This window comes from Microbacterium sp. MYb54, assembly GCF_002979515.1.
GTDB lineage: Bacteria > Actinomycetota > Actinomycetes > Actinomycetales > Microbacteriaceae > Microbacterium.
In genome coordinates, this window is record NZ_PCPA01000045.1 from 1 (window position 1) to 1,022 (window position 1,022).

Genomic DNA, 1,022 nt, shown 5'->3' on the forward strand with positions numbered 1-1,022 from the left:
TGGTGGTGTCGGGTGGGGGGCGGTGGCGGGGTGAATTGTGCTTGAAATTTGCAAGCTTTTTTCGTGTGTGGCGGGGTGTGATCGTCGGGGTGGTGGGGGTGCGGTCAAGGTCGCTTGTGGGGGTGCGGTCGATATTCCTTCTGACGGGTTTTGTCCGCGAAGGTGCGGCGGGCGCCCTTATGTGAAGTAGGGGCCGGTGTCCGATTGGGCTCGTGGTTCGTACCTATGACGTGCAGGAGGTGGTGGAGGTGGGTCGGAGAGGGGTGGAGGGCCGCGCCGCGCACATGTCGGGCATGGATGAGAAGACGGATGTAGTGGTGGCGTGGTTCGGGCGGTTGGAGCGGGTGGTGTTGCGGGTGCTGGTGGTGGCGTGGGGTGTGTGGTCGGTGTGTACGGGGGAGCCGGTGGGCGCGGAGGGCCTGGTGGAGCTGCTCGGGGCGCTGCGGGGTGGCGGGTAGCGCTCGCCGCGTCTAGCGGCTCTGAGCGGCTGTCTGCGGCGCTGTGAGGGGCGTTCGGGCCTGTCGGGGCATGGCGGGCCGGGTGGGGGTATGTTGTGCCGCTGCGCGCCGGGAGGGCTGGGGGTATGTTGCGACGCCCGCGCTCGCCGGGGTGGGGGTATCTGGTCGCGCTCGCGAGCTGCTCGAGCTGCGCGCCGGGGGTGGTGCACCGGGCGCCGGCGTCTGCTCGCAGCGGCGCTGTGCGCCCGCCTGAGGGCCGATCGGCAGGGCCGGGAGATCCCCGCCCACCCGGGGGCACCCCCGTCATCCTCAGCCCGATCTGGAAGCGGGGGAGCGCCCACCGTTCCGACCCCTCCACAACCCGACCACCGCGACCGCGACAGCGCGTCGCTCGACACCCACTCGACCACCTCGGAACGCACCGACCAGCACCCGAACCGACCACCCACGCCCGACCACTTCGACACCGCTACGGCTCCCATCAACCCGGCCACGCAGCGCCCCGCCAGGGGCGCTGGAGCGCGCCAGCGCTCCGACAGAGCGGCGGCGCCAGCCGCCCCGCTC

At 71.6% G+C, this 1,022-nt stretch carries 1 protein-coding gene; it reads left to right on the forward strand.

Translation table 11 applies throughout. The features are described from left to right. Positions 1–212 precede the first annotated feature (212 nt). On the forward strand, positions 213–458 hold the full coding sequence (locus CQ040_RS20405) for a hypothetical protein (protein WP_105720501.1): 246 nt from the start codon (positions 213–215) through the stop codon (positions 456–458). Positions 459–1,022 lie beyond the last annotated feature (564 nt).